This is a genomic window from Pantoea sp. A4, assembly GCF_000295955.2.
GTDB lineage: Bacteria > Pseudomonadota > Gammaproteobacteria > Enterobacterales > Enterobacteriaceae > Pantoea > Pantoea multigeneris.
On record NZ_ALXE01000053.1, the window covers coordinates 26,237 to 42,976 of the forward strand.

The 16,740-nt window shown below is 52.3% G+C and carries 23 protein-coding genes; 10 read left to right on the forward strand and 13 right to left on the reverse strand.

Going from position 1 to position 16,740, the window contains the following annotated elements:
* Nucleotides 1–459: 459 nt before the first annotated feature.
* Entirely contained in the window at nucleotides 460–1,182 is a 723-nt protein-coding gene (gene mtgA / locus B880_RS0121760; protein WP_017349582.1) for a monofunctional biosynthetic peptidoglycan transglycosylase, read from the forward strand.
* Here mtgA and npr read toward each other — a convergent pair.
* The 11 genes from npr to B880_RS0121815 all read right to left on the reverse strand — a co-directional run bounded on the left by npr (nucleotide 1,179) and on the right by B880_RS0121815 (nucleotide 9,158).
* Complete coding sequence (gene npr / locus B880_RS0121765) at nucleotides 1,179–1,451, reverse strand: PTS phosphocarrier protein NPr (RefSeq protein ID WP_017349583.1); 273 nt, start codon at nucleotides 1,449–1,451, stop codon at nucleotides 1,179–1,181. The genes mtgA and npr overlap by 4 nt on opposite strands.
* Nucleotides 1,448–2,302 (reverse strand): RNase adapter RapZ, encoded by an 855-nt coding sequence (gene rapZ / locus B880_RS0121770; protein ID WP_017349584.1) that lies wholly within the window; start codon nucleotides 2,300–2,302, stop codon nucleotides 1,448–1,450. Before rapZ ends, npr begins: the two co-directional genes overlap by 4 nt.
* Before the next feature lie 47 nt (nucleotides 2,303–2,349).
* Nucleotides 2,350–2,829, reverse strand: coding sequence for a PTS IIA-like nitrogen regulatory protein PtsN (ptsN, locus tag B880_RS0121775; RefSeq protein ID WP_026042835.1), 480 nt, complete (start codon nucleotides 2,827–2,829; stop codon nucleotides 2,350–2,352).
* A gap of 140 nt (nucleotides 2,830–2,969) precedes the next feature.
* A complete protein-coding gene (hpf, locus tag B880_RS0121780) occupies nucleotides 2,970–3,257 on the reverse strand; it encodes a ribosome hibernation promoting factor (protein ID WP_017349586.1) in 288 nt (95 codons plus the stop codon).
* A gap of 21 nt (nucleotides 3,258–3,278) precedes the next feature.
* The gene (gene rpoN, locus B880_RS0121785; protein WP_017349587.1) at nucleotides 3,279–4,712 is read right to left on the reverse strand and encodes an RNA polymerase factor sigma-54; all 1,434 of its coding nucleotides are present in this window, start codon (nucleotides 4,710–4,712) and stop codon (nucleotides 3,279–3,281) included.
* A 51-nt stretch (nucleotides 4,713–4,763) separates the two neighbouring features.
* Entirely contained in the window at nucleotides 4,764–5,489 is a 726-nt protein-coding gene (gene lptB, locus B880_RS0121790) for an LPS export ABC transporter ATP-binding protein (protein WP_017349588.1), read from the reverse strand.
* 5 nt (nucleotides 5,490–5,494) lie between these two features.
* The gene (gene lptA, locus B880_RS0121795) at nucleotides 5,495–6,046 is read right to left on the reverse strand and encodes a lipopolysaccharide ABC transporter substrate-binding protein LptA (RefSeq protein WP_017349589.1); all 552 of its coding nucleotides are present in this window, start codon (nucleotides 6,044–6,046) and stop codon (nucleotides 5,495–5,497) included.
* Nucleotides 6,030–6,593, reverse strand: a complete 564-nt coding sequence (gene lptC, locus B880_RS0121800) for an LPS export ABC transporter periplasmic protein LptC (RefSeq protein WP_017349590.1) — start codon at nucleotides 6,591–6,593, stop codon at nucleotides 6,030–6,032. The genes lptA and lptC overlap by 17 nt, the downstream gene beginning before the upstream one ends.
* Nucleotides 6,590–7,156 carry a 3-deoxy-manno-octulosonate-8-phosphatase KdsC gene (gene kdsC, locus B880_RS0121805; protein WP_017349591.1) on the reverse strand — a complete coding sequence of 189 codons (567 nt, stop codon included), beginning with the start codon at nucleotides 7,154–7,156 and terminating at the stop codon, nucleotides 6,590–6,592. The genes lptC and kdsC overlap by 4 nt, the downstream gene beginning before the upstream one ends.
* Nucleotides 7,157–7,169: 13 nt before the next feature.
* The gene (gene kdsD, locus B880_RS0121810) at nucleotides 7,170–8,156 is read right to left on the reverse strand and encodes an arabinose-5-phosphate isomerase KdsD (RefSeq protein ID WP_017349592.1); all 987 of its coding nucleotides are present in this window, start codon (nucleotides 8,154–8,156) and stop codon (nucleotides 7,170–7,172) included.
* 15 nt (nucleotides 8,157–8,171) lie between these two features.
* The gene (locus tag B880_RS0121815) at nucleotides 8,172–9,158 is read right to left on the reverse strand and encodes a calcium/sodium antiporter (protein WP_017349593.1); all 987 of its coding nucleotides are present in this window, start codon (nucleotides 9,156–9,158) and stop codon (nucleotides 8,172–8,174) included.
* A gap of 223 nt (nucleotides 9,159–9,381) precedes the next feature.
* Here B880_RS0121815 and mlaF point away from each other — a divergent pair, with 223 nt between their 5' ends.
* The 7 genes from mlaF to murA all read left to right on the forward strand — a co-directional run bounded on the left by mlaF (nucleotide 9,382) and on the right by murA (nucleotide 14,160).
* Nucleotides 9,382–10,197 (forward strand): phospholipid ABC transporter ATP-binding protein MlaF, encoded by an 816-nt coding sequence (gene mlaF / locus B880_RS0121820; RefSeq protein ID WP_017349594.1) that lies wholly within the window; start codon nucleotides 9,382–9,384, stop codon nucleotides 10,195–10,197.
* A 4-nt stretch (nucleotides 10,198–10,201) separates the two neighbouring features.
* Complete coding sequence (mlaE, locus tag B880_RS0121825; protein WP_017349595.1) at nucleotides 10,202–10,984, forward strand: lipid asymmetry maintenance ABC transporter permease subunit MlaE; 783 nt, start codon at nucleotides 10,202–10,204, stop codon at nucleotides 10,982–10,984.
* Nucleotides 10,985–10,988: 4 nt separating this feature from the next.
* Nucleotides 10,989–11,522, forward strand: coding sequence for an outer membrane lipid asymmetry maintenance protein MlaD (gene mlaD / locus B880_RS0121830; RefSeq protein WP_017349596.1), 534 nt, complete (start codon nucleotides 10,989–10,991; stop codon nucleotides 11,520–11,522).
* 13 nt (nucleotides 11,523–11,535) lie between these two features.
* Nucleotides 11,536–12,168, forward strand: a complete 633-nt coding sequence (gene mlaC, locus B880_RS0121835; protein WP_026042836.1) for a phospholipid-binding protein MlaC — start codon at nucleotides 11,536–11,538, stop codon at nucleotides 12,166–12,168.
* Complete coding sequence (gene mlaB, locus B880_RS0121840) at nucleotides 12,168–12,473, forward strand: lipid asymmetry maintenance protein MlaB (RefSeq protein WP_017349598.1); 306 nt, start codon at nucleotides 12,168–12,170, stop codon at nucleotides 12,471–12,473. The genes mlaC and mlaB overlap by 1 nt, the downstream gene beginning before the upstream one ends.
* A gap of 114 nt (nucleotides 12,474–12,587) precedes the next feature.
* The gene (ibaG, locus tag B880_RS0121845; RefSeq protein ID WP_017349599.1) at nucleotides 12,588–12,845 is read left to right on the forward strand and encodes a BolA family iron metabolism protein IbaG; all 258 of its coding nucleotides are present in this window, start codon (nucleotides 12,588–12,590) and stop codon (nucleotides 12,843–12,845) included.
* A gap of 55 nt (nucleotides 12,846–12,900) precedes the next feature.
* On the forward strand, nucleotides 12,901–14,160 hold the full coding sequence (gene murA / locus B880_RS0121850; protein WP_017349600.1) for a UDP-N-acetylglucosamine 1-carboxyvinyltransferase: 1,260 nt from the start codon (nucleotides 12,901–12,903) through the stop codon (nucleotides 14,158–14,160).
* A 159-nt stretch (nucleotides 14,161–14,319) separates the two neighbouring features.
* On the opposite strand, the gene B880_RS0121855 is transcribed toward murA, so the two are convergent.
* Together B880_RS0121855 and ispB are read right to left on the reverse strand one after the other, a co-directional pair.
* Nucleotides 14,320–14,619, reverse strand: coding sequence for a helix-turn-helix domain-containing protein (locus B880_RS0121855; protein WP_017349601.1), 300 nt, complete (start codon nucleotides 14,617–14,619; stop codon nucleotides 14,320–14,322).
* 230 nt (nucleotides 14,620–14,849) lie between these two features.
* The gene (gene ispB, locus B880_RS0121860; RefSeq protein WP_017349602.1) at nucleotides 14,850–15,821 is read right to left on the reverse strand and encodes an octaprenyl diphosphate synthase; all 972 of its coding nucleotides are present in this window, start codon (nucleotides 15,819–15,821) and stop codon (nucleotides 14,850–14,852) included.
* A gap of 258 nt (nucleotides 15,822–16,079) precedes the next feature.
* Between ispB and rplU the strand changes: the two genes are divergently transcribed.
* Together rplU and rpmA are read left to right on the forward strand one after the other, a co-directional pair.
* Nucleotides 16,080–16,391, forward strand: coding sequence for a 50S ribosomal protein L21 (gene rplU, locus B880_RS0121865; RefSeq protein WP_017349603.1), 312 nt, complete (start codon nucleotides 16,080–16,082; stop codon nucleotides 16,389–16,391).
* Nucleotides 16,392–16,406: 15 nt separating this feature from the next.
* Nucleotides 16,407–16,664 (forward strand): 50S ribosomal protein L27, encoded by a 258-nt coding sequence (rpmA, locus tag B880_RS0121870; protein WP_017349604.1) that lies wholly within the window; start codon nucleotides 16,407–16,409, stop codon nucleotides 16,662–16,664.
* Nucleotides 16,665–16,740: the final 76 nt, after the last annotated feature.

Consider the following 16,740-nt stretch of genomic DNA (forward strand, 5'->3'; position numbering starts at 1 on the left):
AGGTGTTCTGGAAATGCGCTCCAAAAGGTTCCAGATTGGAATTTCTCAGCGGATGTTAGATAAAAAATTTCGCACTATTTTATCAATACAGCATTAAATGCAGGGAAAAACCACCGAGTCAGAATTGCTCGTTTTCAGATTAGTCATATCATGTGTTACAGATCTTCAAACGTTAGTGAATATGAAAGTTAAGAGATGTGAATCATTTAATGTGAGTGTGATCACAATTAAATAATACTCATCCGCGTTATTAGTTTCTTACTCTCAGGAATGGGACCGATCCCATCGTGGGCTAAAATTGTGATGTCGCGCTGTTATTGCATGAATTAAAACATTTTTTTAACAAAATTCGCTGTGTTAAAACGACGTATTTATCATCACCAGAGCGGATTTTCAGGCTGTCAACGTGCAGCCTGCTAAATATTGATTAACGCCAGGAACCGGTACAGGACAAAAAGCATGATTAAGTATAAAGGGAAGCTCTGGCTATCAATCAAACGAGGAGCGCTTAAGGCCCTGCTGGCTCTGTTGGGATTGTGGCTGGTCGCACTGGTCCTGTTTCGCTTTCTACCGGTACCCTTTTCGGCCGTCATGGCTGAACGGCAGATCGCTGCTTTGATGCAGGGCAATTTCCACAACGTGGCCCATTCAGATTGGGTGGGGCATGATGAAATTTCCCCCTGGATGAAGCTGGCCGTTATCGCCTCAGAAGATCAAAAATTTCCGACCCATTGGGGCTTCGATGTGGATGCGATCAGCACTGTGTTGGAAAACGGTGATGATGGGCGCATGCGCGGTGCTTCAACGCTTTCTCAGCAAACCGCCAAAAACCTGTTTTTGTGGGATGGGCGTAGCTGGGTGCGCAAAGGTCTGGAAGCGGGTTTGACGGTGGGGCTGGAAACGCTGTGGAGTAAACAGCGGATTTTGACGGTGTATCTGAATATCGCGGAGTTTGGTAACGGGACATTTGGTGTCGAAGCCGCAGCACAGCGCTACTTTCATAAACCGGCTAGCCGGTTAACCATCAGCGAAGCGGCGCTGTTGGCTGCGGTACTCCCTAACCCTATTCTGTTCCGTGCTGATGCACCTTCTGGCTATACGCGTTCGCGCCAGCAGTGGATCATGCGCCAGATGCGCCAACTGGGAGGAGAAGGATTTTTACAGCGTTACCGGTTGAATTAATCTTCGTCGAAACCTGCTTCGAACAGCTCAATCACGGCCTTCAGGGCTTCAGCTTCCTGTGGGCCATTGGCTTCGATTTCAATATGGCCGCCCTGCGCTGAGTCCAGCATCAACAGCGCGATGACGCTGCTGGCTTCGGCTTCTGTGCCCGCTTCATTACGCAGCAGGACTTCGGCATCAAAGCTCTGAACCAGTTCAAAGAGTTTCATCGCTGGGCGTGCGTGCATCCCCAGTTTGTTTCTGATTTCTACCGTTTGTTTGACCGTCATGATTTACGTTTTTCCAGCGTGCGATGACGGGACTGAACATTCTTGCCCCGCGAACGGAAGTAGTCTGCCAGTTGCTCAGCAATATACACCGAACGGTGTTTTCCCCCGGTACAGCCAATCGCCACCGTCAGGTAGCTACGGTTGTTGGTCTCCAGCATCGGAAGCCACAGTTCGAGATAGCTGCGGGTCTGGTAGATAAAATTATGTACTTCGGTATGGCGATCAAGAAACGCAGCAACCGGGCGATCTAAACCGGTCATCGGGCGCAGTTTGGGATCCCAGTGTGGATTGGGCAAAAAACGCACGTCAAACACGTAATCGGCATCAATTGGAATACCGTGTTTATAGCCGAAAGATTCAAAGACCATGGTCAGCTCACGTTCACGCTTGCCTAACAGGCGTGTACGTAGCATTTCCGCCAGCTCATGCACCGACATTTCCGAAGTATCAACAATCAGATCCGCACGCGATCGCAGCGGCTCCAGGAGATCGTTCTCTTCATCAATGGCGCTTTCCAGCGATAAGTTCTTGCTGGAAAGGGGATGCAGACGACGCGTATCGCTATAGCGACGGATCAGAGTGTTGCGATCGGCATCAAGAAACAGCAACTGTGGTGAGAAGTTTTCTGGCAAATTATCCAGTGCAGCTTCCAGAATCTCCGGTGATTCCGGCATATTACGTACATCAATGCTCACTGCCGCCGAAATATTTCGTGTGGACAGCGAATTCGCCAGTTCAGGCAGCAGTGTGACTGGCAGGTTATCAACACAGTAAAAACCCATGTCTTCGAGGGCGCGCAGCGCCACCGATTTCCCCGATCCAGAACGGCCACTGACAATCATCAGCACCATGACCTTGTCTCCCGTTATTAACCGGCAAACACGCCGGTAAAATGCACTTACTGCTCTTCCGGTGATTCTGTAATTATGGCGTAGAGTTCTTCATTGCTCTGCGCTGCACGTAACCGACGACAAACCGTTTTATCCGCCAGTCTTTTGGCCACCAGCGACAGTGTGTGCAGGTGGGTTTTGCACTGATCGGCGGGGACCAGCAGGGCAAACAACAGATCAACAGGCTGGTTATCCACCGCATCAAAGGCGATAGGTTGTTCCAGACTGATAAAGACCGCCACCGCGCGCAAGGTATCTTCTTCAAGCTTACCGTGTGGGATGGCAATACCATTACCGATGCCAGTACTGCCCATGCGTTCACGCGTCAGAATCGCTTCGAAAAGCGTCTGGTGAGGCAAATTTAGCTGTTTCGCTGCCAGTTCGCTGATGATTTCCAGCGCACGTTTTTTACTTTGGCAGTGAACACTGCTGCGGGTACAGTCTGGGGTGAGCACAGTGCTCAGTTCCAGTGTTAGATCGTTGTTCATTGTGGTTTCACTTGCATGTTCACCTGCCAGCCTGACGCAATAGCGCGCCGCTGGCGTCTGCATAGATGGCAAAACGGGGCGGTTAATCCGCCCCATAGTCTGCATCGGGGCACGCTGATGCGGCCCGGCAAAGGTGAAGGTTAGTGTTTTCTCAGTTTGTCTTTATGTTTAGTCAACTGACGGGCCAGTTTGTCGATGAGCCCGTCGATGGCCGCGTACATATCATCCGCCTCGGCAGAGGCATGGATCTCACCACCGTTTATATGCAGTGTAGCATCCGCTACCTGCTTCACCTTCTCTACTTTCAGGACAATATAGGCCTGATTGATATGATCAAAAAAGTGTTCCAGCTTAGGAAACTTTTCATTGATGAACTCACGTAATGCCGGTGTGAGTTCAACATTCTGCCCAGTAAGGTTCAGCTGCATAGGTCTTCCTTCTCATTTCTTTCATACCAACTGTTTACGCTGGTTTGATGGCGGGATAGACAAAGACTCGCGGTATTTGGCGACGGTACGACGTGCCACCATGATCCCCTGTTCTGATAACATGGAGGTCAATTTGCTGTCGCTCAAGGGTTTGGCTGGGTTCTCGGTTGAGATCAGCTTTTTCACCAGAGCGCGTATGGCGGTGGAAGAGGCTTCACCACCGCCTTCGGTATTCACATGGCTGGAGAAGAAATACTTCAGCTCAAAAATGCCGCGTGGGCTGTGCAGATATTTTTGCGTCGTAACGCGTGAAATGGTGGATTCGTGCATGTCGACCACCTGAGCAATATCTGCCAGCACCATTGGGCGCATGAACTCTTCGCCCTGTTCAAAGAACTCCTGCTGCTGCTCGACGATACAGCGGCTCACTTTGAGCAGTGTATCATTACGGCTTTCGAGACTTTTAATCAGCCAGCGTGCTTCTTGCAAGTTGCTGCGAATGAACTGGCTGTCGCTGTCATTGCGCGTATTGCCACTCATGGCGGCATATTGTTGATTGATACGCAGACGGGGCAGGCTATCGCTATTCAGTTCCACGCTCCAGCGTGAGCCCACTTTGCGCACCAGCACATCGGGAATCACATATTCGGGTTCGCCGGTATTAATTGACTGGCCAGGGCGCGGATCGAGAGACTGAATCAGCAGCATGGCGGCTTTGAGGATCTCCTCTTTGAGCCGGGTCACGCGCATCAGGCTACGGAAATCATGGTTGGCAAGCAGATCCAGATGCTCGCTGACAATCAAGCGCGCTTCAGACAACATCGGGGTTTCTGGCGCAAACTGAGAGAGTTGTACCAGCAGACAGTCACGCAGATCGCGAGCACCAACTCCCACCGGGTCAAAGCGTTGCACGCGTTTAAGCACCGCTTCAACTTCTTCCAGGGTTAGCTCTTCGTCGCCGATGCTGTCGTAAATGTCTTCCAGCGGTACAGTCAGATAACCAGTGGGGTCAATGGCATCAACAATCGAGGTGGCGATAGCGCGATCGGTATCGCTAAACGGGGTAAGCTCTACCTGCCACATCAGATAATCTTGCAGTGACTGGGTGGTTTCACCCTGATAGATCGGCAGTTCATCGTCCTGATAGTCGGTGCCGGTGCCAGAGGGAGTCCCTGCGGTGTAAATCTCATCCCATGTGGCATCCAGCGGCAGCTCTTCCGGCATATCTTTCTGCTCTAACGCTTCGCGGGTATCCAGAGCTTCTTTCTCTTCGTACTCACGTGCATCGACTTCATCGTGCTGTTCTGTCTGCTCCAGTAATGGGTTGCTCTCCAGAGCTTGTTGCAGTTCCTGCTGGAGTTCAAGCGTAGAAAGTTGCAGCAGACGAATCGCCTGCTGCAGTTGCGGTGTCATTGCCAGCTGTTGGCTGAGCCTGAGTTGCAAACCTTGCTTCATAGTCCCGACAGGATTTCCTTAACGCTTACATCAATTGTTACGAACACCTTATCAGAGTCTGAACTCTTCACCCAAATAAACCCGTTTAACCTGTTCATCTTCCAGGATTTCTGCGGGTGTACCGTGGGCAATCAGGTGGCCCTGGCTTACGATGTAGGCGCGTTCACACACTGCCAGGGTTTCACGCACGTTGTGGTCAGTGATCAGTACGCCTAAACCACTGTCGCGCAGGTGTTCGATAATTTTTTTGATGTCGATAACGGAAATCGGGTCAACCCCCGCGAAGGGTTCATCCAGCAGGATGAATTTAGGATTTGCCGCCAGTGCGCGCGCAATTTCCACCCTACGGCGTTCCCCCCCGGACAGTGCCTGACCCAGGCTGTCACGCAGGTGCTCGATATGAAACTCTTCCATTAGCTCTTTAGCGCGATCCTGGCGCTGCTCTTCGGTTAAGTCATCACGGATCTGCAGGACTGCCATCAGGTTGTCGTACACGCTGAGGCGGCGGAAAATAGACGCCTCCTGCGGCAGGTAACCAATGCCACGGCGCGCACGCGCGTGGAGCGGCAAGATACTGATGTCTTCGTCATCAATCACGATGCGTCCGGCATCGCGTGGGACAATACCGACAACCATATAGAAGGTTGTGGTCTTGCCTGCACCATTAGGGCCGAGCAGGCCGACGATTTCGCCAGATTTAACCTGCAGGCTGACGTCTTCGACCACACGGCGGCCTTTATAAGCCTTCGCCAGGTTTTCTGCGACTAAAGTTGCCATAAGGATCAGTTACTCTTTTTAGCGCCGTTGGATGAACCGTTCTTATCTTGCAGCTGCGAAGGCACCAGCACTGTGGTTACGCGTTTGCTCTGGCCTTGGCTGTAGGCCTGCATTTTCTGCTGCTTAACCAGATAAGTAATGCGGTCGCCTTTGATGTTGCTGTCTTGCTGCTGGATAAAGGCATTGCCTGTCAGCTCAATGAAATCATTGGCCAGTTCATAATGGAGCTTGGCGGCGTGGCCCTGAACCGGTTTTCCGCTGTCCTGCATCTGATAGAAGGTCGCAGGATTACCCCAGGCATCGACGATGGTTTTTTTGCTGTCGCCACCGGGACGTGTCACAACGACTTTATCCGCAGTGATTTTAATTGAACCCTGAGTGACCACCACGTTGCCCGTAAAGGTGGCAACGTTACCTTGCAGATCCAGCGCCTGGTTGATTGAATCGATGTTCACCGGTTTGTCCGAGTCGCCAGTCAGGGCGAGTGCCGGTACGCTGCTCGCCAGCAGGGCGCTTACCATCAACAGCTTGATGCTGTTGTTAATTTTGAATTTCATAGGAGGATTTGACCTTTTCAATCAACTCGGCATTTTTAGTTCGTAAGTTACCGCGCATTTTCATACCGGTAGAATTAAAGTTGCTGCCAAACAGTGTGACCTGGCTTTCCGATGTCACATCCTGAGTGACGAGGTTAACCTGCGCACTGTCCGTTTCAATTCGCTGTAGAGGTGCATCGGCCGTCAGAGATTTCACCACGACGTGTCCGTAAAGATACAACATACGATCTTTGGTCAGCTTGGCTTTATCTGCTCGTACCGACCAGGTCGCCACTTTGTTGTCATCGTAAGTGGTCATCACTGGATTATCGAACCAGCTGATTTCCTGTAGCGAGAAATAGGTCGCTTTGTCAGACACCAAACGATAAGCCAGGCCGCCCAGTGGGTTATACACCACCGAGTCTGAGTTAGCACTGGTGTAAGTTGGCTCCTGATCGTTAGTGGCGGCTGGCGTCTGGGTATCATCGGGATTGGCTAAGTTCCAGCCAATCAACACCAGTGCAATTAGCGCCAGGATCAGCGTTATCCAACGCCTGCTTTTACTCATACCGATTGCCCTTTGGCATCCTCAAATTTGTTTTGCGCTAGTAGAATCAGATCGCACAGTTCACGCACGGCACCGCGTCCGCCTGCAATACGAGTGACATAATCGGCTCGCGGCAGTAGCACGGGATGCGCATCGGCAACGGCAACACTCAAACCCACTTTGGCCATGACCGGCCAGTCGATCAAATCATCACCAATGTAGGCGACTTCTTCGTGCTGCAACGACAAACGGGTAATCAGTTCATTATAGGCAATAAGTTTATCAGATTGTCCCTGATAGAGATGGGTGATACCGAGGGTTTTGCAGCGGTCTTCCATCAGCTTAGCCTTTCGACCGGTTATAATAGCGACTTCTACATCCGAGGTCAGCAGGCAACGAATGCCATAGCCATCACGCACGTTAAACGCTTTCAGCTCTTCACCGTTGTTACCCATGAAGATAACACCGTCAGACATTACGCCATCTACGTCACAAATGAGTAGACGAATCTTGCTGGCGCGCGCCATCACATCCTCGCTGACGGGGCCATAGCAGGTTTCGATCACGGCTTGTTGTTCACTCATTACTTCTTCCTGTTCAGACTACGCCAGCGCGCAGCATGTCGTGCATGTGAATGACGCCTACCAGACGGTCGTTATCGGCGACCAGCAGGGCGGTAATATTTTTGCTTTGCATTAAATTGAGGGCATCTACGGCGAGCAGGTTAGGACGCACACGAACACCACCCGGTGTCATCACGGCGGCTATGGTTGCGGTCTGCACATCAATTCCGCTGTCCAGTACGCGGCGTAAATCACCATCGGTAAAGATCCCGGCGATTTTCATCTGTTCATCGACGATAACCGTCAGGCCGAGCTTTTTACGGGTGATCTCCAGTAATGCATCACGCAGCGAGGCATCTCTTGGCACAAACGGGATCTCTTCGCCGCTGTGCATAATATCACTGACGTGCAGCAGCAGTTTGCGTCCCAGCGCGCCGCCTGGGTGCGACAGCGCGAAATCTTCCGGCGTGAAGCCACGCGCTTCTAACAAGGCAACGGCAAGGGCATCGCCCATCACCAGTGTGGCAGTGGTGCTGGTGGTGGGGGCTAACCCCAGCGGGCACGCTTCCTGCGGCACTTTCACACAGAGATGAACATCCGCTACCCGGCCCATCGCACTTTCCGGACGGCTGGTCAGGCAAATCAGCGTCACTTTCTGGCGCTTAAGGACCGGCACCAGCGCCAGGATCTCATTCGCTTCACCACTGTTGGAGATGGCAATCACGATATCATTACCGCTGACCATGCCTAAATCGCCGTGGCTGGCTTCTCCGGGATGAACAAAAAAGGCGGGGGTGCCGGTACTGGCAAAGGTTGCCGCCATTTTTCGCCCAATATGGCCGGATTTCCCCATGCCCATCACAACCACTTTGCCGGTGCAGCCGTAAATCAGCTGGCAGGCTGCCGTGAAATCTTCATTGATGTATTGGTCGAGCTGTTCCAGCCCTTCGCGTTCAATGCGTAGCACGGTCTTGCCCGCGTGTTGAAAGTCAAAGTCAGGGCTCAGTGGATGATTCGTCATGGTGAATTTATCCTTCTATCCATCAACCAGCGCAGGTTGCAGCCAGAGCAAGGCAACCCAGGCAACAAAACCGCACAAAAGTAATGCACCAGCAAGGCGGCCAATGCGGCGGCTGCGTAACAGGCACAACAAGGTAAACAGGGTGCTGACGCCTAACATCACCCAGTAGTCACGGGCAAACGCGGCAGGATCGATGTTGCCGGGATGAATCAGCGCCGGTAAGCCCTGTACGATAGCGACATTATAAATGTTGGCACCGATCAAATTTCCGATGGCAATATCATCTTCACCCTTTAATGCGCCCGCAATTACGGTGGCAAGTTCTGGCAAGCTGGTGCCGACGGCTACGACGGTCAGGCCCATCACCAGTTCGCTCATGCCAAAGAAATCCGCCACCACGGTCGCATTGTCGATCACCATGCGCGTGGACATCGGCAGGATCACCAGCGCGACCGCGAGCCATAAAAACGCCACGGTGTTGCCATTACCACTCTCTTCACGCGGCAGCTCAGCTAATTGTTCACGCGTTAGCGTATCGTTGTTATCGCGCTCTGCACGTCGTGCGATACGTATCACCGCCAACAGATAAATTAAGGCCATTCCTAGCAGGGCTACACCATCTAACCGGCTAAGATGGCTATCAAATAACATGATGCCACTGAGGAGTGAGACCAGTAGCATCAGCGGCAGTTCGCGGCGGATAAGATTAGAGTGAATCGTCAGTGGATGGAGCAGGGCGGCAACGCCAAGAATGAGTAAAATATTGGTAATGTTTGAGCCTAATGCGGTACCGACGGAGAAATCGATCTGTCCGTGCATGGCGGCAGAAAACGCAACGATGATTTCAGGCAGGGAGGTGCCAATACTGACCACTGTCATACCGATAATAAGCGGTGGAACCCCAAAGGATCGACACAAGATCGATGCACTGAACACCAGGCGGTCTGCGCCATAAGAGAGCAAAATCAGACCAATGATCAGCAGGGCAATAGCTACAAACATGGAAAATCCTTGGGTGAAATTCTGTGCCGACACGCCTTGTCCGGCAGGTTTCAGGATCAGAGGTGGATGAACTGGCGCTGATTTTGACGGTCTGAGAGGCAAAAGTAAATTTTAAGGCTATTTTCGCCACACCTTCCGGGTAAGTTTCTGTAAAACTATCCGCCAGGTGTTTTTTTACAGGCTACCATCCTAACCCATGAGTAGGCCGTATAACGAGGTAAGAATGACCCAGCAGCAGACGAATCTGGTGGAGATTCGAGGCGTGAGTTTTACGCGCGGAAACCGCAAAATCTTCGACGATATTTCTTTGACGGTGCCTGCGGGTAAAGTCACAGCAATTATGGGTCCATCGGGGATTGGTAAAACCACACTACTTCGCCTGATCGGTGGGCAACTTCAACCCGATCGCGGTGAAATCTTGTTCAACGGAGAGAACATTCCAGCCCTGTCTCGTGCCGGTTTATATGAGGCACGCAAGAAGATGAGCATGCTTTTTCAGTCCGGCGCGCTTTTTACCGATCTTACGGTTTATGAAAATGTCGCCTGGCCGCTGCGTGAGCACACACAATTACCGCCTGAACTCTTACACAGTACGGTGATGATGAAGCTGGAAGCCGTAGGGCTGCGCGGGGCCGCACAGCTTAAACCGGCTGAGCTTTCTGGCGGTATGGCACGCCGCGCAGCGTTGGCTCGCGCCATTGCCTTAGAGCCAGATCTCATCATGTTTGATGAGCCTTTTGTTGGTCAGGACCCGATTACAATGGGCGTGTTGGTGAAGTTGATCGATGAGCTAAACCACTCGCTGGGCGTGACCTGCATTGTGGTTTCACACGATGTGCCAGAGGTGTTGAGCATCGCCGACTACGCCTATATTGTGGCGGGGCAAAAAATTATCGCGCAGGGCAGCCCGGAACAATTACGTAGCGATCCCGATCCGCGAGTACGTCAGTTTATTGATGGGCACGCGGATGGACCGGTGCCGTTCCGCTATCCTGCCGGGGACTATTTGGCCGATTTAACCGGCTCAGGGAGAGTGTAAATCGATGTTGGTTAAAATGCTGGCGTCTATGGGACGTCAGGGAATTTCTACCTGCGCCACCTTTGGCCGCGCTGGAATGATGCTGTTTCATGCGCTGGTGGGTAAACCGGCGCTGCGGAAACATGCTCCGCTGCTGGTGAAGCAGCTTTACAGCGTGGGCGTGATGTCGCTGCTGATTGTCGGCGTGTCCGGGCTATTTATTGGCATGGTACTGGGGCTGCAAGGTTATCTGGTGCTGACGACATATAGCGCCGAAACGAGCCTCGGCATGCTGGTTGCGCTGTCGCTGCTACGCGAATTGGGCCCAGTGGTCACAGCGCTGCTGTTTGCAGGACGTGCTGGCTCCGCTTTGACCGCAGAAATTGGCCTGATGAAAGCCACTGAACAGCTCTCCGGTATGGAGATGATGGCCGTTGACCCGCTGCGGCGCGTGGTTTCACCTCGCTTCTGGGCTGGCGTCATCAGTATGCCGCTGCTGGCGATCATTTTTACTGCTGTCGGTATTGCCGGTGGTGCACTGGTCGGTGTGAGCTGGAAAGGCATTGATCCTGGCTTCTTCTGGTCAGCGATGCAGAATGCGGTCGATTTCCGTATGGATGTCATTAACTGTGTGATCAAAAGTATTGTCTTCGCCATTACGGTGACCTGGATCGCGCTGTTCAATGGTTATGACGCCGTGCCGACTTCAGAAGGAATTAGTCGGGCGACAACGCGTACCGTGGTGCATTCATCACTGGCGGTGCTCGGTTTAGATTTTGTGCTCACAGCACTGATGTTTGGGAACTGATGGAATGCAAAGTAAAAAAAGTGAAATCTGGGTTGGCGTATTCATGTTGCTGGCGCTTATCGCGTTGCTGTTCCTCGCGCTGCGCGTGGCAGATGTGAAATCTCTTGGTACAGAACCGACATGGAAGCTTACAGCCACTTTTGACAATATTGGCGGCCTGAAAGTCAGCTCACCGGTGAAAATCGGTGGCGTGGTGATTGGGCGCGTGACAGACATTGGTCTTGATGAGAAGACGCTGTCACCGCAGGTCACGATGGCGATCAGCGATCGTTATCTGGATAAAATCCCGGATACCAGCTCTTTGGCCATTCGTACCCAGGGGCTGTTAGGCGAGCAATTCCTCGCATTGAACCTCGGATTTGACGATCCTGATTTAGGCTCTTCTATGCTTAAAGATGGCGGAACATTACGTGACACCAAGTCAGCGCTGGTACTGGAAGATCTGATTGGTCAGTTCCTCTATAAAAGCGGTGGTGACAACAAAGATGACAAACAGTCGCAGACGGAAAATCACACTGCGGCTCCGGCACAACCTTGAGAGGAAAAACATGATGTTTAAGCGTTTAATGATGATCGCCATGCTGGTTATTGCACCGCTGGCAGCCAATGCGGCGGATCAATCAAACCCATACAAGCTGATGAATGATGCCGCAGCGAAGACCTTTACCCGTTTGAAAAACGAGCAGTCGCAGATCAAGCAAAACCCGGACTACCTGCGCCAGATCGTGAAGCAGGAGCTGCTGCCGTACGTGCAGATCAAGTACGCGGGCGCTCTGGTACTGGGTCGCTACTACCGTGATGCCACTCCGGCGCAGCGCGATGCTTATTTTGCGGCGTTTGGTGACTATCTGGCACAGGCTTATGGTCAAGCGCTGGCGCTGTACCATGGCCAGACTTATCAGGTCGAGCCAGAAAAACCATTGGGTAACAACGACATCGTCGCTATTCGTGTCTCTATTATCGATCCTACTGGTCGTCCGCCGGTACGTCTGGATTTCCAGTGGCGTAAAAACAGCCAGACCGGTAACTGGCAGGCGTACGACATGGTTGCAGAAGGCGTCAGCATGATCACCACCAAGCAGAACGAGTGGGGTGACCTGCTGCGTACCAAGGGTATCGATGCGCTGACAGCACAGCTGAAAACCTCTGCGGCTCAGCCGATCACGCTGAACAAGCAACAGTGATGGCACAGGCACTAAGCTGGGAACGCCAGGCACAACGCCTGGTGTTACGTGGTCATCTGGATCGCGATTCGTTGCTACCTTTGTGGCAGCAGCGTCAAGCGCTGCTGGAAGGCATTGAAGTGATTGATGTTGCCGCGCTTGAACGGGTTGATTCCGCAGGGCTGGCTTTGCTGGTGCATCTGCGTGAACAGGGCGCGAAAGCGCAGCGGGCCCCGCATTTCAGCGGCATTAGCGATAAACTTGATTCCCTCATCACGCTCTACAATTTACAGCAGTTTATTGTTTCTGCTGATAAAACCGCTTAAATTGTGTGCTGAACATACTGGCCCCTGCGTGCTGCAGGGGCTTTTGCATATTTAAGAGTCAGCCGCTTTCCTCTAATATATCCGCCTTATTATTATCAACAGAAGTTAAGAGCAATGGAAAATAGCGAAGTTCAGGCTGTGCTGATGCAGGCACTGGCATTAGATGAAGTGCATGTTCTCAGCAACGACGGCAGTCATTTTCAGGTGATCGCTGTTGGCGAGATGTTCGGTGAACTGAGCCGAGTCAAGAAGCAGCAGGCTGTTTACGCGCCGCTGATGGAGTACATTGCGGATAACCGTATTCATGCGGTATCCATTAAAACCTATACGCCTGCTGAGTGGGCGCGTGACCGTAAACTCAACGGTTTCTAAGCTGTCCACAGGCAGGACTGTTTCATTTTTTGATTGTTAATTGAGATTGGTGTTAATGGACAAATTTCGTGTGCAAGGCCCCACCCGTTTAAGTGGTGAAGTGACCATTTCCGGGGCAAAGAATGCTGCATTACCGATTCTGTTTGCTGCGCTGCTGGCGGAAGAACCGGTCGAAATCCAGAACGTGCCTAAGCTGCGCGACATTGATACCACCATGAAACTGTTGAGCCAGCTCGGAGCCCGGGTTGAGCGTAATGGTTCTGTGCATGTGGATGCCAGTGAGGTTAACGTTTTTTGTGCCCCTTACGACCTGGTGAAAACCATGCGTGCCTCTATCTGGGCACTCGGTCCACTGGTGGCGCGTTTTGGTCAGGGACAGGTTTCATTGCCTGGCGGCTGTGCTATCGGCGCACGTCCGGTTGACCTGCACATTACCGGTCTGGAACAGCTGGGCGCAGAGATTAAACTGGAAGAAGGCTACGTAAAAGCCTCTGTTGAAGGTCGCCTGAAGGGCGCGCATATCGTGATGGATAAGGTTAGCGTTGGTGCGACCGTGACCATTATGAGCGCCGCAACCCTGGCAACCGGTACCACGATCATTGAGAACGCTGCGCGTGAACCCGAGATCGTTGATACCGCGAACTTCCTGATCACCCTGGGCGCGAAGATCAGCGGTGCTGGCAGCGATAAGATCATTATCGAGGGCGTTGAACGTCTTGGTGGTGGTGTTTATCGTGTCGTACCAGACCGTATTGAGACCGGAACTTTCCTGGTGGCGGCGGCTATTTCTGGCGGCAAAGTGGTGTGCCACGCAACGCAGCCAGACACGCTGGATGCCGTTCTGGCAAAACTGCGTGATGCCGGTGCAGATATTCAGGTTGGTGATGACTGGATCAGCCTTGATATGCACGGCAAGCGGCCAAAAGCGGTTAACATCCGCACTGCGCCACACCCTGGTTTCCCAACCGACATGCAGGCGCAGTTTACCTTGCTGAACCTGGTCGCAGAAGGAACTGGCGTGATCACCGAAACCATCTTTGAAAACCGCTTTATGCATATCCCTGAGTTAATTCGTATGGGAGCACATGCGGAGATCGAAAGTAATACGGCGATCTGTCATGGTGTAGAGACGCTGTCTGGTGCGCAAGTGATGGCAACCGATCTGCGTGCTTCTGCCAGCCTGGTATTAGCGGGCTGTATCGCAGAAGGCACCACTATCGTTGATCGTATCTACCACATCGATCGTGGCTATGAGCATATCGAAGATAAGCTGCAGGCGATGGGTGCGAATATCGAGCGTATCAGCGGAGAATAATGTTTCCGGATGATCGACAAAAAAGCCGCTGATCGTCAGCGGCTTTTTTTTGGCCCGTAAAGTTGGCGCTGAGACGGCGGGCAACTCACGTGGTCTCCTTGCTTGATCTTTTGCAGTACCTCCGAGGATCTTCTTTATGAAGATCTTGCGGATCCTCCGCTATTTTTTGATCGATAGACGGATAGGGGTCGGTCGTGGTGGGACGCGCATCCGCTGCTTACGATCAACTAATCGGCGACTCACGGGATCAAAATAACGGCTTGGCCAGATCTCTGCGGGGTGTAATGCCAGTGCGGTGGCGATGAGCCATTCGCCTTTCGGCCACGGGCGACTCAGTGCATTAGAGAGCGTTGATGAGCTCAACCCGTTATGGCGTGAAAGTGCGGCCAGGGTTGTCCCCTTCTTACGCAACGCGGCGATAACGTCGGCGGGATGCCAGTCCTGTTTCCCTGCATACATAAGCGTGTTCCTCCTTATCCCTGCTTAACACATTTGCGTGTTGAGGTATGTACGACCGGTAAGGTCAACTGGAAATTTCAGGGTTTTTATAACAGAATATTTCCATATGTTTCCAGTAAATTTTACAAAAAGTGTAAAAAATGCGCGGCAGTTCGCAAACTGGATGCAAAACAGAGAGAAGGTGTGAGCGGAGGAAAGATCCCGGAACAGTGGCTGCTCCGGGAATGGGATCAGTATTCGCGTTGCACGGACATATGTGCCAGAGACTCCAGGGCGGTACGCCACGGGCTTTCTGGGAGAACAGAGAGTGCTGCGATGGCTTTATCCGCTTCCTGCTCAGCGCGCAAGCGGGTCCAGGCCAATGAGCCACTCTGTTCCATTGCAGCAAGGATCGGCTCCAGCAAATGGCGACCGTTACCCTGTTCGATAGCTTCACGAATCATGGCCGCCTGCTCTGGCGTGCCGTTGTGCATAGCGTGCAGCAATGGCAGCGTTGGCTTACCTTCGCTCAGGTCATCGCCGGTGTTTTTACCCAGCGTTTCGCCATCCGCGCTGTAGTCGAGCAGATCGTCGATAAGCTGGAAAGCGGTTCCCAGATAACGACCGTAATCTTGCATCGCGACTTCCTGCTCAGGCGTTGCTTCAGCCAGAATGGCGGAAGCCTGTGATGCTGCTTCAAACAGACGCGCGGTTTTGCTGTAAATCACGCGCATGTAACTCTCCTCAGTGACATTCGGATCGTTAACATTCATCAACTGCAAAACTTCACCTTCAGCAATCACGTTCACCGCTTCTGACATCAGCGCCAGGATGCGCAGCGAGCCCATGCTGGTCATCATCTGGAACGCGCGGGTATAAATAAAATCCCCCACCAGTACGCTGGCTGCGTTACCGAAAGCGGCATTGGCTGTCGCTTTGCCACGGCGCATATCGGATTCATCCACCACATCGTCATGCAGCAGCGTGGCAGTGTGGATAAATTCGATTAGCGCCGCGTTGGTGACGTGCAGATTGCCCGAGTAGTTCAGGGCACGAGCCGCCAGGATTGCAATCAGTGGGCGAATGCGTTTGCCGCCACCGCTGATGATGTAGTAGCCCAACTGGTTAATCAGTGAGACATCAGAATCGAGCTGGTCGAGTATGGCTTGGTTCACCGCCGCCATGTCCTGCGCGGTAAGTTCGTTTATCTGTTCTAAGTTCATTCGTCTGTTCGGCTATGGCGGGGTAGAGCGCCATGTTAAGGGCTTTCATCCCACTGGAGTTCAGTTAATCTGTTACTGATTGTACTTGAAAAATCTGGATACGAAACGTCTGCATGAGCTCTGTGTTTTTTTTCTGCAAGAGTGTGCAAAGTGCTCTTGTCTTCTGCTGGAGTTTTGCGTAGAATTCGCGCCCTATTGTGAATATTTATCGCGCCGCCTGAGAAACAAAAAAAGGCAAGCGCAGAAGCGGAGTTTTATATGTACGCGGTTTTCCAAAGTGGTGGTAAACAACACCGAGTTAGCGAAGGTCAGACCGTTCGCCTGGAAAAGCTGGACATCGCAACCGGCGAAACTGTTGAGTTCGACCAGGTTCTGATGATTGCAAATGGCGAAGACGTGAAAATCGGCGCGCCACTGGTTTCAGGCGGCCTGATTAAAGCAGAGATCGTAGCTCACGGTCGCGGCGACAAAATCAAGATTGTTAAGTTCCGTCGTCGTAAGCATTACCGTAAGCAGCAGGGTCACCGTCAGTGGTTCACTGATGTGAAAATCACTGCGATCAGCGCCTAAGAGGAGATCTGACAAATGGCACACAAGAAGGCTGGTGGTTCGACTCGTAACGGTCGTGACTCCAACGCAAAACGCCTGGGCGTAAAACGTTTCGGTGGTGAGTCTGTTCTGGCAGGTAGCATCATCGTTCGTCAGCGTGGCACCAAATTCCACGCAGGTACCAATGTAGGTTGTGGTCGTGACCACACCCTGTTTGCTACCGCAGACGGCAAAGTTAAATTCGAAGTTAAAGGCCCGAACAACCGTAAATACATCAGCATCGTTGCTGAGTAAGGTTGGCGTGGCGCAGACGGTTTCCGTCTGAACACCGAATTGAAGGCCCCGCAGCTTTTGCGGGGCTTTTTACATT